The organism is Enterococcus sp. DIV0703 (assembly GCF_051711065.1).
Lineage (GTDB): Bacteria > Bacillota > Bacilli > Lactobacillales > Enterococcaceae > Enterococcus_B > Enterococcus_B hirae.
Window position 1 is genome coordinate 773,722 of sequence record NZ_JBIOLX010000001.1, and the last position, 20,692, is coordinate 794,413.

Below are 20,692 nucleotides of genomic sequence, written 5' to 3' on the forward strand. Positions count from 1 at the left end.
ATGATCAATTTAGGAATTATTGGTACCAACTGGATCACCCATCAATTTGTGCAAGCAGCATTAAGCACGAAACAATATGAATTAACAGCAGTTTATTCGAGACATTTAGAAAAAGCACAAGAATTTGGCGACAAGTATGAGGGAGATATTGCCTATGCGACAGATTTAGAAACTTTTTTTGGTCTGGAACATCTTGATACGGTATACATTGCTTCGCCTAACAGCCTACATTTTCAACAAGCAAAACAAGGCATTTTAGCAGGGAAAAATGTCATTGTTGAAAAACCGGCATTTAGTACGCCTAAAGAAATGGATGAGATCATTCATCTAGCGAATGAGAAAAATGTTTATTTTTTTGAAGCTGCACGAAACATCCATGAAGCAGGATTCAAAAAAATTGCTGACTATCTTCCATTGAAAGATGAGATCCTCGGTGCCAACTTTAGTTATATGAAATATTCTTCTCGTTACGATCAAGTACTAGCAGGAGAAGTACCAAATATTTTCTCTACCCGTTTTTCTGGTGGTGCGCTGATGGATCTGGGCGTTTATCTCGTTTATGCTACGATAGGATGGTTTGGGATGCCTTCAGAAGTTCACTATTTCCCACGAAAGATCTCAACTGGTGTTGATGGATTAGGTTGGGGGATCTTGCGTTATGAGACCTTTGATGTCACGATTCAACCTGGTAAAATCGGTGATTCTTACTTACCTTCAGAAATCTACTTTAATTCAGGAACATTAGTCATGAATGGGGTCAATGCGATTGAAAAAGCAGAGTTCCATGATCGAGAACATCAGGAAATTGATGCATTAGCAATTACCGCAGCTGAAAATCCCATGGCAGAAGAGGCAGCTGATTTTGCCAATGTGATCAATCATCCAAACGATCCAGCTTGGGGATTACGATATGAAGAATGGATCGAACTTGCTCGCAATGTGAACCAAGTAGTTTACGATCTTAGAATAAATGGTGGCATCAAATTTGATGCCGATAATGAGGACGATTTTTAAAATGAATGAATTTGTAAAAAACTTTCCACAAGCTTGGCAAGAAAAATGGCAGGAAATGGGATTTCAAACACCCTCTCTGATCCAACAGGCTGTTTTTCAACCGCTTAAAGAAAAAGAATCAATTATTGGTATTTCACCAACCGGCTCAGGCAAAACATTAGCTTATCTTTTACCTTTGCTGCTGAATGTCCCTAAAGAGGGGGGAAGTACTTTACTAATCCTTGTTTCTTCGCAAGAATTAGCAATTCAAGTCGCAGAAGTGGCTCGTGAGTGGTCAAAAGGATTGGCATTAAAAGTCCAATCACTTGTGGGCGGAGCTAACGTCAAAAGGCAGATCGAAGGTTTGAAAAAACGACCAGAAGTGCTAGTAGGAACTCCTGGACGGGTGCTGGAATTGATGAAGACCAAAAAATTAAAAGCTCATCAGTTGCAAACGATTGTTTTTGATGAAGCAGATCAATTGTTTGATGAGGGGAATCGTTCATTAGTGGAACAAATTTTGCGACAAGCCCCTGTGGACTATCAATTAGTATTCTTCTCAGCAACAGCTGATCGCTCAATCAGTAAAATTGAAGAAATCACAAAGGCTTCCATCCCAGTTGTTGATGTCACAAAAGACGATGACTCTAGAAAAGGTCAGCAACATTACTATTTAAGGATACCACCTCGTAAAAAAGAAGAGTATTTGAGACGGCTTGCTTATGTCACAGATTTTCATGGACTAGTCTTTTTCAACCAACTCAATGAATTAGGGACAATGGAAGAAAAATTACAATTTCGTGGTGTTTCAGTTGGCAGCTTAGCTTCCGATCAAAATAAATTGTTACGTAAAGCAGCACTTGATCAATTCAAGAATAAAAAAATCACGATGTTGTTCACGACTGACGTAGCAGCCAGAGGATTAGATATCGAACAATTACCTTATGTTGTGAATGCCGAAATTCCCTTAACGGAAGAAGCTTATCTGCATCGTTCAGGGCGAACCGGACGGATGGGGAAAGACGGAACCGTGATCACGTTTGTGCAAGATCATACAGTTAAAGAGTTGAAAAAATTAACACGTCATATGGCGATTGATATGGAAGAGATTTTTCTTCATGGTGGACAATTAGTCAAAGAATTGCCACAAAAAGAACTCTCACAAAAAGAAGAAGCCAATGACAAAAACACAAAAAAAACTGCTCCATTTGGTCCTTCGAAAAAAGAACAAGTTGAAAAAAATAGTACGCCAAAGAAAAAGCTTAAAAACAAACAAAAAAAGCAGAAAAATAAAGGAGCAAGGCGCAAATAAGCGCCTTTTTGTGTTATTATATTGAAAACGCAATCAGCGTTATTTGAGGATAGTGGGGGATTGTATGAACGAAAGACAAGAAGAAATATTGGATCTATTGCATGAGAACCAGCAAGGATTGACGGCAAGTGATGTGGCAAAACATCTAAAAATCGATCGAAGTAATGCAAGTCGATATCTCAGCGATCTCTATAAAGACCGCTATATTATCAAAAGTTCCGGCAGACCAGTCGTCTATTCATTGCCTCCGCAAAAAACAGCCTCTGACAAAGTTCACGTTGATGCATCGACCCAAGTGACGTTTGATACACTAGTTGGTGAAAATGATTCTTTGAAAGTAAGCATCCAGCAAGCTAAGGCAGCCATATTATATCCTCCTCGAGGATTGCATACAATCATTTTTGGTGAGACAGGAACGGGTAAATCGATGTTTGCAGAATGTATGTATCATTTTGCGATTGATTCTGAAATGCTCTCAGAAGATGCACCTTTTGTTTCCTTTAATTGTGCGGATTATGCGCAGAATCCACAGTTACTGTTTGGACATATTTTTGGAATCAAAAAAGGAGCTTATACTGGGGCATCGCAAGATAGTCAAGGGTTGATTGCGAAAGCGAATGGTGGGATCTTGTTTCTTGATGAAATTCATCGTTTACCACCAGAAGGACAAGAAATGTTGTTTACTTTTATTGATAAAGGGGTCTATCGTCCGTTGGGAGAAAGCGCCCACGTCCATGAAGCATCTGTTCAGATCATTGGAGCAACCACCGAGTCATCCGAAAGTTTTTTGACAACCTTTAATCGCCGAATTCCTATGGCAATCACATTACCAAATCTGGCTTCTCGTTCATTAGATGAACGTTATGAAATCATTTCTTTATTTATCAAACAAGAAGCCAATCGTTTGAATCAACGTATTGATATCGAAAAAGAAGCCATTTTGGCATTTATGCTTTATGATGCAGAAGGAAATATCGGACAAGTCAAGCGTGATTTGAAATTAGTGTGTGCGAAGTCATTTTTACATTATCGGACACATAATGAAGAAAAACTGATCATTCGTAAAGAAGAACTGTCTCTCCAAGTACAAAAAGGGTTGTTGAAAATCAAAGAAGTACCTGAACGTTTGGATCGCTTTATGGATAGTAAGAGTCAATACCTGACTTTTGAGCCTGGTTTTGCTGATGTTGTTTGGTCACAAGATCCAGAACGAAACATGCAGGTCTATAATGATATCGAAGAAAAAATGCTTTCTTTATCAGAAACGGGTGTCGAAAGTATTGATTTAGAAACTTTGATCTCGAAAGATGTGGATGCTTATTTCCAAACTTATGTCAAAGAGTTGACAAAGAGTACGATTCCAAAAGATCTGTTGCCAGATGATATTTGGCGGTTAACCAACGAGTTATACGATGTTGCAGAAGCTAGATTGGATCGAATCTACAATGAAAAAGCTCGATTTGCCTTTGCCCTTCATTTGCAAAGTACATTGGATCGGGTCAAAGAAGGACACATGATTGTTCATCCTGATCTCAACAACGTACGCAAAAATTTTAAAAAGGAATTTCAAGTAGCCATTGATTTATCTACGATCATTGAAGAAGAACAACAAATTGAAATTCCGTTTGACGAAATTGGTTTTATCAGTATGTTTCTTTCCATTAATCTTGGCGAAAGTGAACCAGTAAAAGAAAATAAAGTTGAGGTCCTAGTTTTGATGCACGGCAGACAAACCGCCTCAAGTATGTTGGAAATGGCGCAAGAATTATTAGGAACGAAATTAGGTACAGCATTTAATATGCCGTTAGCCATGGAAGTCCAAACGATGTATGAAGAAGTGCTGGCTTATGTTCAAAATCGTCAGGCAAGTCTGACGAATGGATTGATCTTACTGACGGATATGGGTTCTTTAAATACCTTTGGTGACTTGATTTTTGAAGAGACTGGAATCAAAACGAAAGCAATTACAATGAGTAGTACGATGATCGTGATTGAGGCATTACGGATGGCGAATGTTGGGCGGAGCTTGGAAGATATCTATCAAAGTATCCAGATTTCCTTTGAAACGATCGTCAAGGACCAATTCAAAGAAGAACAAACTGAGACCTATGAACGTAAAAAAGCGGTGATCGTTACTTGTTTTACTGGGGAAGGTGTAGCAGCTAAATTATACCAACGGATTGTTCCTGTAATCGACCAGAAAAAGGTCGAAGTGATCCAAATGCAGTTTTTAGAACGAGAATCATTTAAGCGACACATTGATGCATTATTAGAAGAATATGAGATCAAAGCCATTGCGGGCACGGTAGATGTGGATTACCAAAATATTCCGTTTTTCTCAGCGTATGATGTCTTCAACGATGAGAAATTGAATATGCTCAAGCGGATCGCTGATGATGAAGTTCCAACTGCCAAAATCGTTGATTCATTAAAAGATTCTTTAAATTCGATTTCTTCGGTAGAGCTTTTGATCCATTCTTTACAAAAAAACATCCAGCAAATCCAAACGGATCTCTCAATTATAGTAGAGCCAGGAGTAGATATTGGGATCGTGATTCATTTAGCCTTTTTACTGGATGGACTGATCAAGCATGAGAAGACCCGAGAATTTGAGAATCTGTCTACTTTCTCAAAAATTTATCGTTTAGAAATGGACATCGTTCGAACGAATCTTATTGGATTGGAACGGAAATATCAGGTGAATATCCCAGAAAATGAGATTGCCTTCTTAACACAAATGTTTATTGAAAATAAAATTAAAAAATAAAACACACTAATCTATTTTTTTACACAGATATCACCAGTGTGCGCACAGAAAAGAAGGACCAAAGGCTATGAAAACGCTATTTTGGTTCTTTTTTTGTTTGGCATGCTTCTTGCATTATAAAAATGTGTAAAACAAATTAAAAGGAGTGGAGAAAATGGCGAAAAAAACGATTATGTTAGTATGCTCTGCGGGAATGAGTACAAGTTTGCTAGTTACGAAAATGCAAAAAGCTGCAGAAGAAAAGGGAATGGAGGCAGATATTTTTGCTGTTTCAGCTTCAGATGCTGATAATAATCTTGAAGCAAAAAATGTCGATGTCTTACTTTTAGGACCTCAAGTCCGGTTTATGAAAGCTCAATTTGAGCAAAAATTAGCACCGAAAGGGATTCCGCTAGATGTAATCAATATGCAAGATTACGGCATGATGAATGGTGCAAAAGTACTAGAACAAGCCGAAAATTTGATGCAATAAATCTATAGGAAATGGAGGAAAAAATGTGGAAGATCAACAAAATCTCGAAGCCATCATGGGACTCATCATGTTTGGTGGTAATGCCAAGAGCGATGCAATGGAAGCGATTTCTGCGGCTAAAAAAGGTAATTTCGAGTTAGCGGATCAAAAAATAATGGATGCAAAGGAATCATTAGTCCAAGCCCATCATTCACAGACGCAAATGTTGACACAAGAAGCACAAGGAAACCATGTTCAGGTCACGTTATTGACCGTACACAGTCAAGACCATTTAATGACGTCGATTGCTTTTACTGATTTAGCAGAAGAACTTATTGAACTTTACCGAAGAATCAATGTCGAATAAAGACAGATGAACGAAAATAGAACCTTCTTTTTTGAACGGAAGAAGAAAAAATTTTGAACGGATTTTTTTAATTTGGTATGAGGAAGCAATTCTTTATATAAACAACTTATAGGAGGATATTAAAATGAACGGATTAACAAGTTGGATGGAGAAATACATCCTTCCGGTTGCCGCAAAAATTGGCGCGCAGAAACATTTAGTTGCTTTGCGTGACGCTTTTATCGGTACTTTACCTGCAACAATGGCGGGATCAGTCGCTGTAATGATCAATGCAATTATTCGAGATTTACCACAGCAATTTAATAGTACGTATGCAGATAGTTTAGCAGCGGACAAAGGAATTTTTGCAGTATTAAATGTTATTATTGGAATTAATGGATTTGTATGGAATGGAACTTTAGCAATTGCCGGCTTGATTTTTGCCTTTTCTTGGGGATACAATCTTGCGAGAGCTTATGGGGTCAATGACCTAGCCGGAGGGATCGTTGGTCTGGCAACTTTGATCCAAGGAATTTCTTTTGGTCCTTCATTGTCAGCCGCTTTGAACGTGAATGTTCCGCAAAATATCGTTGATGCCATCAATGGAACAGAATTAGGGGCAACGATCGCGGATGGAAATTTATCTGTTGGTCTTTGGGGTTGGCTAAAACTTGATCATTTAAATGGGAACTCTTATTTCACAGTCATGATTATGGGTGCTATTTCTGTCATTATTTTCTGTAAATTAATGTTAGCCAACATTACGATCAAAATGCCAGATTCTGTACCACCAGCAGTATCGAAGGCTTTTGCCGCAATTCTGCCAGCAACGATCGCTTTATATGTCATTGCTATTATTAATTATATCGTTGGTCGTATCGCTGACGGACAATTAATCATTGATTTAGTTCAAAAATATATCGCTGAACCTTTCTTGGGATTATCTCAAGGGATCGGTGCTGTTTTGATCGTTACGGTCTTTGTTCAGATCTTCTGGTTCTTTGGTATTCATGGACCAAACGTGTTAGCTCCAGTTTTAGAAGGAATTTGGGGTCAAGCACAATTGATCAATATCGATATTTTCCAAAAAGGTTACAATGGCAAAACAGGAACACCTGCAGTCTTAGATGCAATTGAAGATGGTAAGGCTTATATGTGGGTTCGTGGATCCTTTGATGCCTTCGCTTGGTTCGGGGGTTCTGGTGGTACGATCGTTCTATTGATTGCTATTTTACTCCTTTCTAAACGTGCCGATTATTTGACAGTTGCCAAATTGTCGATCGGACCTGGTATTTTCAATATCAATGAACCAGTTATGTTTGGTTTACCGATTGTATTGAACGCTATCATGTTCATCCCATTCTTATTAGCACCTGTTGTTGCAACAGCTATAGGTTGGGGAGCAACTTACTTTGGTTTGGTCGCCCCAGTATCGCAGTCAGTCGTGTGGGTTGTTCCACCATTCTTACTCTCGTTCCTAGCTACCGGAGCAGACTGGCGTGCGCCAATCGTGACATTAGTATGTATGATCGTGACTTTCTTGATCTGGGCACCGTTCGTTATCTCAGCGAATAAGATGGATCCAGCAGCAGGCGAACAATAAAAATCAATGAGCAGAAGCATTTTTTGCTTCTGCTCTCTAAACAATAATCTAGGAGGAACTAAAATGATTTCAATCGCAAGTGCCATGCAACAAGATGCTATCAAAGAGTTATTAGAAGGTTACAATGAAGATGGCTTTTCATATACATTTAAAGAAAAACAAGGGATCAAATTGTTTTTTGAGACGAGCGCACAAGATAAAGAAGCAGCAGCACAAAAAGCAAAAGCATTAATCAAAGCACAACCATGGGGCACTGTTTTATATTTTCAAGCAACAGCAGTTTAACTGGTTGTAAGATAGGAAGGGTTCAAAATGATGAAAAACGGCTTATTTTTATGTAGTATTGGTTCACTGATCGTATTGTATTGTTTAAATCCTAGTTCGCAAAACTATGATTTGTATAGTATGGCTACAGGACTATTTCTGGCAGGTTTAGGTATACATTTCTTTTTAAAAGGGAAAAAAAGAGAAGAAGCAAAGGGGAAAAATAGCTAATGGAAATCGTTAAAACTTTAAATATTCCAGCATCCTTTTTCTATGATAAAGTGATGGACTCTGTCCTTTTTGATGTACGTAAAGCGACTGGAAAATCGGTTACTCGTAAACAACTTAAAAACCTTGAATACGTCAAACAATTCTCACAAAATAGCCGCGCTCGCATCAAGATCGAGGAAGTTATTGAAAATCAGTCGTATAAATTTCGAACATCTACCACAAAAAATGATTATGTCGTCCATTATCAAATTAAACCGTTAGACGATAAAACCTGTGAAGTACGTTATACGGAACAAATGCAATCATATGGGATGCTACAAAAATTAAATGATATGATTTTAGGAACGATGTTGATGTATTTTAAAAAACGTCGCTTCAAAAAAATGTTAGTAATGATCGAAGAAACTTACTAGTAAAAAACTAATTGTGGCAAGAAGCAGTTGATTCAGCTAAATAGTGATTTATTGAAATAACATTTTTATTTTGATAAAGTGACTATGGTTGGATCACTGAACTTGACACAATTTTTTATTGTTTTTGATGGAAGGGGTAACAAAAATGGCAAATGAAGTAAAAGAACTTGGTGTTGCTTATCAAGAAGCGATGTTTGAACTAGCAACCTATGCATTTAATGCGCAGGATACACCTGCAAGACGTGAACGATTCAAACTGATCGTTGAAAATTCATGGAATTATGGTTTTTTTGACGAGGAAGAGCAACTCACTAGCCAAGTAATGGCGACGCCTTTTTCTGTTGAATTTTATGGGCAGCAGTATTTAATGGCAGGAATCGGTTATGTAGCATCTTATCCTGAAGCTAGGGGACAAGGCGGGATCAATCAAATCATGGAAAAAATCTTAAAAGATTGCCGTGAAAGAAAAGTAAGTCTTTCTTATCTTGCTCCATTTTCTTACCCATTTTATCGTCGCTACGGTTATGAGCAATTGTTTGATAAAATCAATTATCAATTGGATAGTCGAGATGTACCAAACGTGAAAAAAACAACTGGCAAAATGAAACGAGTGACTTTTGAACAAGCAAAAGAAGTCATAGAAATGATTTATAAACAAATGCCAGCAAATCAGCGTGGTGGATTAAGTAGAGAAGACTGGTGGTATACTTATAAGTTTAAGCAAAAGACAGATAATCATTATGCGCTGTATTACGATGAATCTGGTCAAGCAGCGGGATATGTGGTTTACCAGTTAACGGCACCAACATTTGTAGTAGTGGAATGGGGCTATTTGAGTCATGAAGCCTTTCAAGGATTAGTGAGGTTTGTTAGTTCCCATAGTGGGGCGTTTGCTTCTTTTGACTATGCTTGTGGTTATTCAGGTAGTGATCAAAATTATTTGCTTAAAAATCCTTTTGCACAAATGACGATCACGCCATATATGATGGGCAGAATTGTTGATCTTGAGTTGTTTTTGAAAGACTATCCTTTCAAAAAACAAGCGCTCACTTTTGCTTTAGAAGTAACAGATGATCCTTATGCACAGTGGAATGAAGGGATCTTTGAGATCACTGTATCAAATGCAGAGGTGAAAATTGAAAAAGTAACAGAAACAAAATTACCAACCATCAGTGGAACCATTCAACGCATGACTCAATTATTAATGGGGTATCGTCAGATGGAAGAACTTGTTTTTTACAATCACATCCAATTGTCAACTGAAGCTCTATTAGAAATGGCGCCATGCTTTCCAAGTCAGCAACCTATTCTAAATGATTATTTTTAAAATGAACGTAAAATGTTTGTTGCTGAACACATATAACGCCCTCCAAAAGTTCATCGAACTCTTGGAGGGCGTTACCGTATAAAATGCTATTTTGAATTTTTCGGTGTCATGCTGAAAAACTGCTAGCCTTTTTGCCATTGATTTATCTCATTTCTCTACAGCAAATCTTCTTTTTTGGTAAACTTGAATTTGCGACTTTCTTTTTTCTGAGGTTTTTCATCTTCATGCTGTTTTATGGCTTCTTTTGATAGTTGTTCTCGTTCTTGTTTAGAAGCATCAAAGCGTTCAGCATATACTTCTTCTTTTGGTTTGTCTTTCATAAATAAAACCTCCCTCATCACTTGTTAGATAACTCTATTTTATCACTCGTCAAAAGCTAGTGGAAACGTTTTGCTTAGGAAGAAAAATGATTTTTCTAAGAGAAGCTTGCATGTGATTCCTAAACAAGCTAAAATAATACTATTGAGAACTTGTTCCTGTAGCTCAGTAGGATAGAGCAATCGCCTCCTAAGCGATAGGTCGCTGGTTCAATTCCAGTCAGGAACGTTAAAAACCTGTAACCGTTGTGGTTCAGGTTTTTTTGTTTATGTGGGACCAAGATAGTTTTCTACGCTACATTCGATTTTTCTGGTGAGTGAAAGACAGCTTTTCTAAATTTTTTTGATAAAGGAAAGGTAAACATACAAATAAGCAATAATAACTGGCTCAAAGTGATGATAGTTAAGCAAACTGTTTGGTATTTGACCAGTAAATAAAAATGGATGCCTAATTCGATAATATTAATCAAGATAAGGTACAAGTAGTATTGTTTCTTTATTTTACATTGATAAATACAGTAGAAACTGAACCGATAATCTAAACAAACCAAAAATAGCAAAATGAATTTGTGAATAGTCGTGAGCATATCATGTTGGTTAGCTAAACGATGAAAAAATAATAATACAGTCGGCAGAGGGATATAAAGTGTTAATAGTAAGACAAAAAAATAAACAATAAAAGGCATACTATCTCTCCATCATTTTTTCTAATTTTTAATAATAAATGTTGTTTTTGTCAATCTTATCAAAAAACAGAAAATGTATTAATAGAATTTCGTGATAGATAGTATAAACAATTTTTATAAAAAACTTGAACAACAGGATCAAAAAATCGCTTATTCGACCATCTTTCAGTGAGTAGCGGGGAAAAGTGTTGTCTGTAATAGAAATAATCATCACAAAAAAGAGAAGAAGTCTGTAGTACCCCAAAAAGTTAGACCAAAAATCTAACTTTTGGAGGTCGTTTAAGATTTCTCCTCTTTTTTTGTATCGTTTTATCAGATTAAGCCCAGTCACCATTTCTAAATACTGGAACAGTAGAACCGTCTTCACGGATACCGTCAATATTCATTTGGTCAGAACCAACCATAAAATCAACATGGGTTTGGCTGCGGTTAAGACCAGCTTGCGCAAGTTCTTCATCGGTCATTTCAGTACCACCTTCGACACTAAAGGCATACGCAGATCCTAGAGCTAAGTGATTCGACGCGTTTTCGTCAAATAACGTATTGTAAAAGATAATACCCGATTGAGAAATTGGCGAAGGATCGGGAACGAGTGCTACTTCTCCTAATGAGCGTGCGCCTTCATCAGTGTTGAGCAAGGTTTCCAATACTTCTTGACCTTGTTCAGCAGAAAAATCAATGACTTTTCCAGCTTCAAAAGTAAACTTCATCCCTGAGATGATCGTACCTGCATAGCTCAATGGTTTTGTACTAGAGATATAACCATCGATCCGTCGGTAATCAGGTGCAGTAAACACTTCTTCAGTAGGCATATTTGCCATGAATTTTTCTCCACGGGAGTTGTAACTTCCTGCGCCTTCCCAAAGATGATTTTTTGGTAGGCCAATGACGATATCTGTGCCAGGGGCAGTATAGTGCAGGGCAGTAAACTGTTCTTGATTTAATTCATCGGCTTTTTTTGCTAATTTTTCATCATGTTCTTTCCAAGCCTGTACAGGATCTTCTTCGTAAATACGAGTTGTTTTAAAAATTTGATCCCATAACGCATCCAGTTGTTCTTCTTCTGGTAAATCTGGGAAAACTTTAGCTGCCCATTGTTTACCAGCCGCAGCGACTACAGTCCAGCTTACTTTATTTGCTTGGGTCGCTTTTCTTAGATTCATCATTGCTTTGCCAGCGGCAGTTTGATACGTAGCGATTCGTTTTCCATCTACGCCACCAAAAGCATCTGGATCGGCAGATACAACACTGATTCGGCTAGCACCTTTAGCGATCCAATCATCAGTCTGATCAATTTTATATTGTGGAACAGTTTCAAGACGGTCTTGTGCAGCGTAAGAAAGAAATTCTTTTTGGATCACGTCGTCCGTCCATTGTACGATCACTTCAGCTGCACCTAAACGATAGGCTTCTTTGGTGATCAAGCGAGCTAATGGGGCTTGATCGACGTTGATTTGTAAAACAACTGTATGGTCTTTTTCGACGTTTACGCCGGTTTCAACAATTAATCGTGCATATTTTTCGAGGTTCTCATTAAAATTTTCTAACATAATCCATTTCCTCCTAATGTTTCATCCAATAGCTATTTGTATGATAACATTTAATTCTTTTAGAGACAATCTGCCAGAATCGTAAAATAAAAAAATGGGCGTTCTTCTAAATGATGTCTAAAATTTATAAAATTGATTGTTTTTAAAGTAATTTTTTAAAAATAAAAAAACAAGTTGTGCATAACAAAATAATCATGTTACAATTAAATTAATCAATGGTGGAAGCGTTATAAATAATTTCAAGGAGATTAAAAAATTATGGCAAGAAAAAAGACGATCACAAAAGATCAGATTTTGGCAGCCGCTTTTGAAGTGGCTACCACAGAAGGATTTTCAAAATTTACGGCAAGGAATATTGCAAATAAAATGAATTGTTCGACTCAACCGATTTATCTTGAGTTCAAAAACATGGATGATCTGAAGCAAGCCTTATTTGCTCAGATTTACGAGTACTTGAAGCATGAAGTGTTCCCAGTTGTACATACAGGAAATACCATTATCGATTTAGCTGTAAACTATATTGATTTTGCCAATCGAGAGAAAAAATTATACAGTTCTCTGTACTTAGAAGAATATGGTGGGGGAAGGGAGATGCAAAACTTCTCTTATAATTATTTTGTCGAGACGGTCAAGAAAGATCCAGAGTATGCTGATCTATCTGCGGAACAAATTGAGTCTTTGCATAACACAATTTGGATCATCGCTACAGGATTAGCAGCACTGATGTCTTCAAGTATCATTCATCCGACCAAGGAACAAATTGAAAAAATGATCCAAGATAGCATCAATGCGACGCTAAATACGAAAGAAACGATCCAAGTGAATTAAACAAACTACTTGAAGTATTTCTCGAAAGTCTTTCTCAAACATACACATTGATTTTTTGAAATTAAAAAAGCTTCTAAAAACATGATAAAAAGAACGTGTGACGCTAACTCTCTCCAGCATCACACGTTCTTTTTATCAAATAATTGAAGTTTTGCCAAAAGTTCTCAGCTGTGAGCTGACTGCTTTGACCTATAATTTTGAAACAAGCGCCTTAGCAAATGCTTCGAGTTTTTCGATGTCTTCTTCTTCAGCGTTTAAATCAACTTTAACATTTTCTGTTCCTTTGACTGCTCCTGTTTTCGCAAAGGCAGCATCGAAGTCATCTACGGACTTACAAAATTCATCATAAAAAGTGTCCCCAGAACCACAAACGCCATAGATTTTTCCAGACAAGTCAAGTTCTTGTAAATCTTCATATAAGTCTACGATCTCATCTGGTAAGTCACCATCATCGTATGTATAAGTTGCGACGACACAAATATCTGCATCCTCAAATTCATCTGCATCCACTTGAGTACACTCATTGATTTCAACATCAATATCTAAATTTTCAAAAGCTTCTGCTACGATATCAGCAATTTCTTCTGTATTGCCAGTCATACTTGCGTAAACGATTTTTGCTAAAGCCATGGGTTGCCTCCTACTTATTGATATATGATCCTCTAACATTTACAGATTATACCAAAACCTTTACTAAAAGAAAACAAGTCATGTGAAGAGAATCTGATTTGGCGAACGACCGGACACTATGGTAAAATGAGGAAGATTTGTAAAAAGGAGACGAAAATATGATTACATTGAAATCAGCACGAGAAATTGAAACAATGGCTGAGTCTGGCGCGTTGTTAGCGGATGTACATAAAAATCTGCGAGATTTTATCAAACCAGGCGTGACGAGTTGGGATATTGAAGTTTTTGTTCGTAACTATATTGAAAGCCATGGTGGGATTGCGGCTCAAATTGGATTTGAAGGCTATGAGTATGCGACTTGTATTAGCATCAATGACGAAATTTGTCATGGATTTCCACGTAAAAAACCGCTGAAAAATGGCGATTTAGTGAAAGTGGATATGTGTATCGATTTAAAAGGCGGCATTTCTGATTCTTGTTGGGCTTATGTAGTGGGAGAGTCAACACCGGAAATTGACCGCTTGATGGAAGTGACAAAAAAAGCTTTGTATCTGGGAATCGAACAAGCGCAAGTTGGGAACCGAATTGGCGACATTGGTCATGCTATCCAAACTTATGTTGAAAGTGAAAACTTAGCGGTTGTCCGTGACTTTATTGGGCATGGTGTGGGTCCAACGATCCATGAAGAACCTGCTGTCCCTCATTATGGTGAAGCAGGAAAAGGTCTACGGTTAAAAGAAGGGATGGTTATTACCATTGAGCCAATGGTTAATACTGGAACTTGGAAAATGAAAATGGATCCAAATGGCTGGACTGCTTATACAAGAGATGGTGGCTTGTCTTGCCAATATGAACATACACTGGCAATTACGAAAGATGGACCAAGAATCTTAACTTCTCAAGGTGAAGAAGGTACGTATTGAGAAGCTAGATCAATAAGGAGAATTTGATGAAATTATTAGGGAAAATAAAGCAAAACGAAAATTTAATGCGTTTTATTGCAACAACAAAAAAACGGATCACTGATTCAGAAATGGGTACCACGTCAGTTGTTGTGGCGTATTATTTATTATTGTCTTTATTTCCCCTAATTATTGCGTTTGGTAATATTTTGCCATTTCTAAAAATCGATCAAGAGACAGTATTGACTTATGTGCGGCAAATCATCCCTGAGACGGTCTATCAGTTTATCGGTCCTGCAATTCGAAATTTGTTAACGCAAAGTTCCGGTGGCTTGTTGTCGTTATCTGCTTTAGCTGCTTTGTGGTCTGCCAGTCAAAGTATCAACGCTTTACAAATTGCCATGAATAAGGCTTATGGTGTAGAAAATAGAAAGAATTTTTTGATCGTCCGTTTCTTTTCATTAGTAGTGATTTTGCTTTTCATGATTGCGATTAGTGGAGTAACGATTTTTTTAGGACTGGGTCAAATGATACTTGAAGCGCTCCAACCGATTTTTAATTTTTCTGGCAATGTGATCATCCAGTTCCAAACTTTGAAATGGCCGATTACCTTAGTTGTCTTATTTATCATTATGTTTTTGATTTATGTGATAGTACCGAATGCGCAATTAAAACTAAAAGCAGTGATTCCGGGAACGATTTTTGCTACTGTCGGCTGGATGTTGCTATCTCAGGTGTTTGGAATCTACGCAAAATACTTTGCAACAAGAGTCAGTGGATACCAAATCATCGGGAGTTTCATCGTCTTGATGCTATGGCTCAATTTTGCTGCTACAATCATTATATTTGGCGGAATCATCAATGCTGTTGTGCAAGAATACATAACAGGTAACGAAATCAAGAAAAGACGAGTTTCTACAAATAAATGGTGGATTCGTTTCAAAAATAAATTTTCTCATAAAAAAAAATAGAACTGCGAGTTTTTATTGCTTGAGTGTTTTATAATAATTCTAGACTCTTAATTAAAGTAGGTGCCAATATGCTTGTTTCATTTAGTATGGTTGTCAAATTTTTTTTAACAATCTTGTTATCTTTAGTACTAACGCCCATATTTAAAATTATTTCTGTCCAAACCGGAATGGTGGATAAACCGAATGCGCGACGTATTAATGAAATACCTATGCCTTCAGCTGGGGGACTACCCATTTTTATTTCATTTGTCGTATCCACCTTATTGTTTTTTCGTGACATCATTCCCAAATTTTATATCATTCCTATTTTACTAGCTTCCTTAGTGATCATTCTAACGGGAGTACTGGATGATAAATACGAGTTGACGCCTAAACAAAAGTCCGTCGGGATCTTATTAGCAGCGTTGATCGTCTATTTTGTGGCAGATATTCACATTGATTCAGTAACATTGCCCTTTTTTGGTTATATCGAATTGGGTTGGCTGAGTTTTCCTGTGACCATTTTTTGGATTTTCGGTATCACTAATGCAATTAATTTGATTGATGGATTAGACGGCTTGGCAACCGGAATCTCGTTGATCGGGTTGATTACAATTGGTATTATCGGATATTTTTTCCTACATGCTTCTACAGTATACATACCAATCGTCATATTCTGTTTAGTGGCAAGCATTATTGGCTTTTTTCCTTATAATTTTTATCCTGCCAAAATTTACTTAGGAGACACTGGGGCATTGTTCTTAGGATTTATGATGGCTGTTCTTTCTCTACAAGGTCTGAAGAATGTAACATTTGTTTCTTCTATCTCATTATTGATTGTGATGGGCGTTCCAGTAACAGATACATTTTTTGCGATTATTCGCAGAAAAGCGAACCGTGTCTCTTTTTCTACAGCAGATAAAAAACACCTACATCATCGATTATTGAGTCTAGGTTTTACGCATAAAGGAGCAGTTTTGACCATTTATGCTATGGCATTGATGTTTTCATTTACTGCCATGATCATGAACTATACTGGGCGTCTCGGTTCGATTGTTTTGATCGTTTCGATGCTATTTGCGGCTATTTTATTGTTTGAGTTGATTGGATTGATCAACGAGAAGCATCAGTACATTCTTAAAACTTTACGTTTTTTAGGCAATAAAGAATATCGAACACAAGTCATACAGAAATATAAAAGGAAATGGACTAGACACTAATGAAAATAAATCAAAAACAACCGATTTTAATTAGCATCGTAACGGCTAATAGTCAAAAGATTTTTCAAACGTTAGATACGCTTCTAGCCAGCATAAATGACCAAGCCATGGTTGAGATCTTGATTTTCGATAATGCTTCGTCGATTGACTACCAAGAACGATTGAAAGAATATCTAAAGTATCCGTTTGTCAAAATCTATTTTAATCAGGAAAATAAAGGATTTGGTTATGGACATAACCATAATTTATTAACGAGTGACTTTTCTTATGCTGTAATCTTTAACCCAGATATTCTGGTGGATCAGCAGACAGTCGTTGATTTGGTCAAACTTTTGCAGGAACATCCAGAATGTGCCATGTTAGCACCTAAAATATTGAATGAAGATGGTACGACACAACATTTGATTCGCCAAAAATTAGATGTATTCGATTATGTATTGCGGTTTATTCCGGCTCGTTTTGTCAAGCAGTTGTTTGCTCAACGTTTAGCAAAATTCGAATGCCATGATTTGTCAGAAACAACCAATAGCTACGTGCGTATGATCTCTGGTAGTTTTATGGTCGTTGATGTCAATAAATTTAAAAAAGTCAACGGGTTTGATAATCGCTATTTTATGTATTTTGAAGATAATGATCTTTGCTTAACTTTTGAAAAAGCAGGAGAAAAACTCCTTTATACGCCGTTATATACGATTGTTCATTTATATGGAAAAGGCGCTCATCGCAATTTTAAACTTTTTCGTATCTTTTTACAGTCAATGGTGAAATTTTTCAATAAGTGGGGGTGGACTTTCTTTTGACCATACCCAAAATAGTAGTCGTTATCGTATTATACCAGCAGCGTTTTAGTCAATCGCCTTCTTTTGATCTGCTCATGAAAGCTGTCAAAGAGAAGAAGATTCAACTGGTTGTTTATGATAATAGTCCCGTTAAGCAATTGGAACCATTATTAGAACAAAACGAAGATATAAGCTACTATCATGATCCATCAAATCCTGGTCTGGCTACGGCTTATAATTATGCGTTGAATCATGCACAGCAGAATATTCGCTATTTCGTTACACTCGATCATGATAGTCAATTGACTGCAACGTATTTTGATACGCTATTAACGATTGATTGGACAGATGAATTGGTTGCAGCAGTTCCGTTGGTTTATGCTGGAAGCAACCAAATATCGCCTGTTTTTGCGGATCGCTATATCAATCGTCAAGTTGAAAAGGTTGAGCGATCACAGCTCAGTCAAAGACGAATCATGGCGATTAATTCGGGCGCTGTTTTTTCTATCAAATTTTTAAAGGAAATTGGCGGTTTTAATTTAGATTTTCCCCTTGATTTCTTGGATCATTGGCTTTTTTGGACGATCTATCAGTTCAAAAAGACGGTTTTTATCTTACCTGAAAAAATGGAACATGATCTTTCAGTTCTTGATTATCAGAAAGTTTCTGTTACAAGGTATCAGTCGATACTGAAAGCTGAAAAAACTTTTTATCAAAATTATGATAAAGAAATGTTACCGCGTCATCGAAAACAATTATTGTTACGTACAGTAAAACAATTTTTAACAGTCAGAAATCGTAAAATATGGCGTTTGACATTACAATCATTTACTGAAAACTGAAGGGTGTGAATTTGTGCGATCAGTTTGTATGGCTACCTTTAATGGTGGCAGATATTTAAGAGAACAATTGGATAGTATTTTAAACCAACTGACACTTGAGGATGAATTGATTATTTCAGATGATGGATCGACAGATGAAACTTGTCAAATTATAAAGGAATACACGCAACTAGACAATCGAATCAAATTTGTTGAAGGACCAAGGCAAGGTGTCATTGCCAACTTCAACCATGCCATTCAACAATCTAAAGGTGACATCATTTTTTTAGCAGACCAAGATGATGTTTGGCTACCTGATAAGGTGGCTAAGATCACCGCATATTTTGAAGAAAATCCGCAACAATTAGTAGTAGTGAGTGATCTAGTGATTGTGGATGGTCAACTCAATGAGATACACGCGTCGTATTTTTCCTATCGGCATTCCCGAACAGGCTGGCTCAATAATTTGATTCGGAGTAATTATATCGGTGCCGGCATGGCTTTTCGATCTTCATTAAAGAAAGAAATAGTACCAATTCCTTCTGAAGTACCAATGCATGATATGTGGATTGGAATGTTAGGTGGAACTCGTGTTGGGTTTATTAGAGAAACATTGACACTTTATCGTAGACATGATTTTAATGTGAGTGAAATCAAAACAAACACTAAACTAACCCAAAAAATTACCTGGCGGTTGAATCTGATCAAGGCGCTTGTGAAGAGAAAATGGTTTGGAATTAATAAAAGATAGTTAAATCGTTAATAATTCCATGACAAATAACAAGTTTGATGAGATAATAACAAGGTGAATTTTAAATTGAAAAGGAGAATTTATACTCATGAAGGGAATCATTCTTGCTGGGGGAAGTGGTACACGCTTATACCCTCTAACTAAGGCAACTTCAAAACAGTTGATGCCAGTCTACGATAAACCAATGATCTACTATCCAATGTCTACACTAATGCTAGCGGGTATCAAAGAAATCCTGATCATCTCTACTCCTCAAGATACACCAAGATTTAAAGAACTGTTTGGTAATGGGGCAGAGTTAGGATTACAAATTGAGTATGCAGTGCAAGAAAGTCCAGATGGGCTAGCACAGGCTTTTATTATCGGTGAAGAATTTATCGGTGATGATAGTGTGTGCTTAGTTTTAGGAGATAACATCTATTACGGTGGTGGCTTATCTAAAATGCTTCAACGCGCTGCTTCTAAAGATACTGGAGCAACAGTGTTTGGTTACCACGTTAATGATCCAGAACGTTTTGGTGTTGTAGAATTTGATGAAAAGATGCAGGCTCTGTCAATCGAAGAAAAACCTGCGCTACCAAAATCAAATTATGCAGTAACAGGGTTATATTTTTATGATAATGATGTTATTTCGATTGCGAAAAACATCAAACCTTCTGAACGTGGTGAATTAGAGATCACTGATGTAAACAAAGTCTATCTAGAAAAAGGAAAACTATCTGTTGAATTGATGGGTAGAGGTTTTGCTTGGTTAGACACTGGCACGCATGAATCTCTTCTAGAGGCATCCACATTTATTGAAACGATTGAAAAACGTCAAAATCTCAAGGTAGCTTGCTTAGAAGAAATCGCCTACCGAATGGGATATATCACTAAAGAGCAATTACTTACATTAGCTCAACCGTTGAAAAAAAATCAATATGGTCAATATCTTTTACAGTTGGCCAACAATTAAGGGAGTCTGAAGTAATGAAAGTAACTGATACTAATTTAACAGATGTGAAGATCATTGAAATGGATGTTTTTGGTGATCATCGTGGCTTTTTTACCGAAAGTTATTCCAAAGCAAAATTTGTTGAACATGGTTTAGATTTTGATTTTGTTCAAGATAATCATTCATTATCGGCAGAAGCTGGTGTTATCCGCGGACTGCATTTCCAAAAAGGAGAAGCAGCACAAACGAAATTGATTCGGGTAACTTCTGGTGCTGTTTTAGATGTAATTGTCGATATTCGTAAAGGAAGTCCAACCTATGGTAAATGGGAAGGCTTTATCTTATCTGAACACAACCATCGACAACTTTTGGTGCCTAAAGGTTATGCTCATGGATTTGTGACATTGACACCAAATGTCAATTTTCTTTACAAATGTGATAATTACTACAATGCACAAGCTGATGGTGGGATTGCCTTTGATGATCCAGACTTAGCGATTGATTGGCCTATCGATCTTTCCAAAGCGATTATGTCTGAAAAGGATCAGCATCATCCAACTTTAAAAGAGTTTGAAGCAGAAAATCCATTTGTTTATGGTGAAATTTAGGATTGCAAG

At 37.0% G+C, this 20,692-nt stretch carries 23 protein-coding genes and 1 tRNA gene; 20 read left to right on the forward strand and 4 right to left on the reverse strand.

Annotated elements, in window-relative coordinates:
- The 10 genes from IGK81_RS03610 to IGK81_RS03655 all read left to right on the forward strand — a co-directional run bounded on the left by IGK81_RS03610 (position 1) and on the right by IGK81_RS03655 (position 9,707).
- Positions 1-1,014 carry a Gfo/Idh/MocA family protein gene (locus IGK81_RS03610; RefSeq protein ID WP_034698830.1) on the forward strand — a complete coding sequence of 338 codons (1,014 nt, stop codon included), beginning with the start codon at positions 1-3 and terminating at the stop codon, positions 1,012-1,014.
- Between the two features lies 1 nt (position 1,015).
- Positions 1,016-2,305, forward strand: coding sequence for a DEAD/DEAH box helicase (locus IGK81_RS03615; protein WP_034698833.1), 1,290 nt, complete (start codon positions 1,016-1,018; stop codon positions 2,303-2,305).
- Between the two features lie 64 nt (positions 2,306-2,369).
- A complete protein-coding gene (locus tag IGK81_RS03620; protein ID WP_063626774.1) occupies positions 2,370-5,072 on the forward strand; it encodes a sigma 54-interacting transcriptional regulator in 2,703 nt (900 codons plus the stop codon).
- Positions 5,073-5,226: 154 nt separating this feature from the next.
- Positions 5,227-5,544 (forward strand): PTS sugar transporter subunit IIB, encoded by a 318-nt coding sequence (locus IGK81_RS03625; RefSeq protein WP_010719763.1) that lies wholly within the window; start codon positions 5,227-5,229, stop codon positions 5,542-5,544.
- A 25-nt stretch (positions 5,545-5,569) separates the two neighbouring features.
- Complete coding sequence (locus tag IGK81_RS03630) at positions 5,570-5,890, forward strand: PTS lactose/cellobiose transporter subunit IIA (protein ID WP_010719762.1); 321 nt, start codon at positions 5,570-5,572, stop codon at positions 5,888-5,890.
- Between the two features lie 124 nt (positions 5,891-6,014).
- Complete coding sequence (locus tag IGK81_RS03635; RefSeq protein WP_034698839.1) at positions 6,015-7,472, forward strand: PTS sugar transporter subunit IIC; 1,458 nt, start codon at positions 6,015-6,017, stop codon at positions 7,470-7,472.
- Between the two features lie 63 nt (positions 7,473-7,535).
- Positions 7,536-7,757 carry a hypothetical protein gene (locus tag IGK81_RS03640; protein ID WP_010719760.1) on the forward strand — a complete coding sequence of 74 codons (222 nt, stop codon included), beginning with the start codon at positions 7,536-7,538 and terminating at the stop codon, positions 7,755-7,757.
- A 27-nt stretch (positions 7,758-7,784) separates the two neighbouring features.
- Positions 7,785-7,967: a DUF3188 domain-containing protein gene (locus tag IGK81_RS03645; protein WP_010719759.1), complete on the forward strand. Its 183-nt coding sequence runs from the start codon at positions 7,785-7,787 to the stop codon at positions 7,965-7,967.
- Positions 7,967-8,380, forward strand: coding sequence for a DUF3284 domain-containing protein (locus tag IGK81_RS03650; protein WP_034698841.1), 414 nt, complete (start codon positions 7,967-7,969; stop codon positions 8,378-8,380). The genes IGK81_RS03645 and IGK81_RS03650 overlap by 1 nt, the downstream gene beginning before the upstream one ends.
- Positions 8,381-8,525: 145 nt before the next feature.
- Positions 8,526-9,707, forward strand: a complete 1,182-nt coding sequence (locus IGK81_RS03655; protein WP_034698844.1) for a GNAT family N-acetyltransferase — start codon at positions 8,526-8,528, stop codon at positions 9,705-9,707.
- Positions 9,708-9,862: 155 nt separating this feature from the next.
- On the opposite strand, the gene IGK81_RS03660 is transcribed toward IGK81_RS03655, so the two are convergent.
- Entirely contained in the window at positions 9,863-10,027 is a 165-nt protein-coding gene (locus IGK81_RS03660) for a hypothetical protein (protein WP_010719756.1), read from the reverse strand.
- Between the two features lie 152 nt (positions 10,028-10,179).
- Here IGK81_RS03660 and IGK81_RS03665 point away from each other — a divergent pair.
- A tRNA-Arg gene (locus tag IGK81_RS03665) sits at positions 10,180-10,253 on the forward strand.
- A 61-nt stretch (positions 10,254-10,314) separates the two neighbouring features.
- Here IGK81_RS03665 and IGK81_RS03670 read toward each other — a convergent pair.
- Entirely contained in the window at positions 10,315-10,710 is a 396-nt protein-coding gene (locus IGK81_RS03670; protein ID WP_081128588.1) for a hypothetical protein, read from the reverse strand.
- 317 nt (positions 10,711-11,027) lie between these two features.
- On the reverse strand, positions 11,028-12,260 hold the full coding sequence (locus IGK81_RS03675) for an aminopeptidase (protein WP_010719754.1): 1,233 nt from the start codon (positions 12,258-12,260) through the stop codon (positions 11,028-11,030).
- 258 nt (positions 12,261-12,518) lie between these two features.
- Here IGK81_RS03675 and IGK81_RS03680 point away from each other — a divergent pair, with 258 nt between their 5' ends.
- Positions 12,519-13,088, forward strand: coding sequence for a TetR/AcrR family transcriptional regulator (locus IGK81_RS03680; protein ID WP_010738183.1), 570 nt, complete (start codon positions 12,519-12,521; stop codon positions 13,086-13,088).
- A 189-nt stretch (positions 13,089-13,277) separates the two neighbouring features.
- Here the strand turns inward: IGK81_RS03680 and IGK81_RS03685 are convergent, their stop codons facing one another.
- On the reverse strand, positions 13,278-13,718 hold the full coding sequence (locus IGK81_RS03685) for a flavodoxin (RefSeq protein ID WP_010719752.1): 441 nt from the start codon (positions 13,716-13,718) through the stop codon (positions 13,278-13,280).
- 158 nt (positions 13,719-13,876) lie between these two features.
- On the opposite strand from IGK81_RS03685, the gene map reads away from it, so the two are divergent.
- The 8 genes from map (at position 13,877) to rfbC (ending at position 20,683) form a co-directional block, all read left to right on the forward strand.
- A complete protein-coding gene (map, locus tag IGK81_RS03690; RefSeq protein ID WP_010719751.1) occupies positions 13,877-14,641 on the forward strand; it encodes a type I methionyl aminopeptidase in 765 nt (254 codons plus the stop codon).
- 26 nt (positions 14,642-14,667) lie between these two features.
- Positions 14,668-15,591, forward strand: coding sequence for a YihY/virulence factor BrkB family protein (locus tag IGK81_RS03695; protein ID WP_010719750.1), 924 nt, complete (start codon positions 14,668-14,670; stop codon positions 15,589-15,591).
- Between the two features lie 68 nt (positions 15,592-15,659).
- Positions 15,660-16,790, forward strand: coding sequence for a glycosyltransferase family 4 protein (locus IGK81_RS03700; RefSeq protein ID WP_010719749.1), 1,131 nt, complete (start codon positions 15,660-15,662; stop codon positions 16,788-16,790).
- Positions 16,790-17,590: a glycosyltransferase gene (locus IGK81_RS03705; RefSeq protein WP_010719748.1), complete on the forward strand. Its 801-nt coding sequence runs from the start codon at positions 16,790-16,792 to the stop codon at positions 17,588-17,590. The genes IGK81_RS03700 and IGK81_RS03705 overlap by 1 nt, the downstream gene beginning before the upstream one ends.
- On the forward strand, positions 17,587-18,411 hold the full coding sequence (locus IGK81_RS03710) for a glycosyltransferase (protein ID WP_034698849.1): 825 nt from the start codon (positions 17,587-17,589) through the stop codon (positions 18,409-18,411). Before IGK81_RS03705 ends, IGK81_RS03710 begins: the two co-directional genes overlap by 4 nt.
- A 13-nt stretch (positions 18,412-18,424) precedes the next feature.
- Entirely contained in the window at positions 18,425-19,141 is a 717-nt protein-coding gene (locus IGK81_RS03715) for a glycosyltransferase family 2 protein (RefSeq protein ID WP_034698851.1), read from the forward strand.
- Positions 19,142-19,229: 88 nt separating this feature from the next.
- Positions 19,230-20,096 carry a glucose-1-phosphate thymidylyltransferase RfbA gene (rfbA, locus tag IGK81_RS03720; RefSeq protein ID WP_010738180.1) on the forward strand — a complete coding sequence of 289 codons (867 nt, stop codon included), beginning with the start codon at positions 19,230-19,232 and terminating at the stop codon, positions 20,094-20,096.
- Between the two features lie 14 nt (positions 20,097-20,110).
- Positions 20,111-20,683 (forward strand): dTDP-4-dehydrorhamnose 3,5-epimerase, encoded by a 573-nt coding sequence (rfbC, locus tag IGK81_RS03725; RefSeq protein ID WP_010719744.1) that lies wholly within the window; start codon positions 20,111-20,113, stop codon positions 20,681-20,683.
- The last annotated feature ends 9 nt before the right edge of the window (positions 20,684-20,692 follow it).